Source organism: Rhodococcus sp. KRD175, from assembly GCF_017168275.1.
GTDB classification, from domain to species: Bacteria; Actinomycetota; Actinomycetes; order Mycobacteriales; family Mycobacteriaceae; genus Rhodococcoides; species Rhodococcoides fascians.
In genome coordinates, this window is sequence record NZ_JABFAQ010000067.1 from 1 (window position 1) to 1,847 (window position 1,847).

General features: G+C 59.0%; 2 protein-coding genes. Both read right to left on the bottom strand.

The genetic code is table 11. From position 1 onward, the window contains the following. On the bottom strand, positions 1-551 hold a 551-nt coding region (locus J1M81_RS25645), incomplete at its 3' end, for a type IV toxin-antitoxin system AbiEi family antitoxin domain-containing protein (RefSeq protein WP_206499144.1). Positions 552-1,087: 536 nt separating this feature from the next. Then, on the bottom strand, positions 1,088-1,847 hold a 760-nt coding region (locus tag J1M81_RS25650), incomplete at its 5' end, for a hypothetical protein (protein ID WP_206499145.1).

Here is a 1,847-nt window from a genome sequence, read left to right on the forward strand (position 1 = left end):
CTCGCACTCTCCGAATCCACACGATTGGTGACAACAGCGTCGCGAACGATGCCCGCCAGGTGCCCACCATCGAGATGCCCCGCGGCGAGATCGACGATCGTCCTCAGCACCGTTGTAACCGGCAGCCCATCCGCGAGTGTCCACGCATCCTTCTCATAGGAAGCAACACGGTACCGAACATCGGGCAGACGAGACTGCCGCCGCTTCGCAGTCGCGAACTCCATCACATCAGCATCGACGTCACCGAGCCCGTGAAGCCACGCAGCAGACCTGTGCGTCACCACAGCCGGAGACTCATCCCGCAGACGCTCACCCACGGTCACACTGGGTTCGATCATCATCCACGCAGCCCGGAGCTGCTCCGACGGAACGCTCGGCGCTCCACCGACCCGATAGGCGCCATGGCGGATCCGCTCCACAGTTCCAGACTTGGCCATGCGGGCAATCTGCTGTGCGGAGAACCCCAGGCCCTTTGCCTGCGCCATGGTGAACAGACCCCACTGCTCCGACGACAGATCAGCGAGGTCGAGGATTCTAAGATCGCTAGACATACGGACCACAATACCCGCCTAAGTAGCGCTTCTCCTGCAAAAGTTACCTCCACGTTGTAACTTTTGCAGGATGATCGGGATGTAAGTCACACGTGCGAGTCAGCGCTGGACCCTCGTTCACTTCCATGTAGATAGCTAGACGTGCACCACCATATGCGCATAAATAGCACATGGTCTGCAAAAGTTACCTCTAGGTTGTAAGTTTTGCAGGATGATGTGGATCTAAGTCGCACGCTTTGAGCCCAAAGGCGTCCTCGACAGCCTCGACAGCCTCGACAGCCTTGAGCGCTTCGACGGCACCGCACCACCACACCTGCTTCATCTCTAAGGCCAGGACTAAGTGCGGGGCGACCCGAAACCGTTGCAACAGAACAGCTCTGTCAGTGCCCACCGCCATACTTACCGTCATGCGGATACGAACCATCGACGGACCACCACTACCCGCCGAAATCGCCGAACAGGCGGCCCGTGCGATCGCCCTCACCGCCCTGCAAACAATCGACCAAGCTCACAGTGAGCCAGCCGATAGGGATCGATCAGGAACTACCTGTAGGCCTGTCTACTGACTCCAATGCGTCCGCGAGCCTCAGAACGTCCCTATCGCGATCGTCGAGAGCCGCGACCGCCGTCAAATCGTTGAATGCGGTGCCGAATTCCTCGATCGACGAGTCTGCATAGTCACGTAGTTCCGCATCCTGCAGCCTGGCTCGAACTGCGTACTCAAGATGGTCACGGGCCTGCCTCATCGCCCGGTGAACGGGGTTGAGCGGAATACGCGTCGAGTCGTATCCAGCAAGACGCAACTCAGAAGTGAAGTCATTCTTACTGTTGGCCGCAGCTACGACGTCGGCGAGATACGAGTCGACTAAGGCCCAACTACTGTCCGGATCGGCAACAGGAAGTCGCGGTATCGCATTCTTCGTCCGCCCCACGGCACGGGCGAATTCCGCATAGAACGCCAGCATCCGGGCAAACAGTGCACCGTCCCGATCGCGCACGTTCCGAGCGTTCACCAGACGCTGCTCCGCAAGCCACTGATCACGCTTGAGCTGCAACTCATCCCGAGCCTGATCCTTCTGCAACTGGATCTGCTCGTCAAACTTCTCCCGCTCGGTCTTCATATTCTCCCGCTGACCATGAAACGCGATATAGGCCGCAGTGATCAGAAACGGCCCAGCCACGAACCCCGCGATCAACGTCGCCTGCGGCTGAGTCAAATCCCAGTCCATCAACGGACCCCACACAATTCCTCCCACGATCAACACAACAGGGACACCGAAGGCCAGCGACACACCA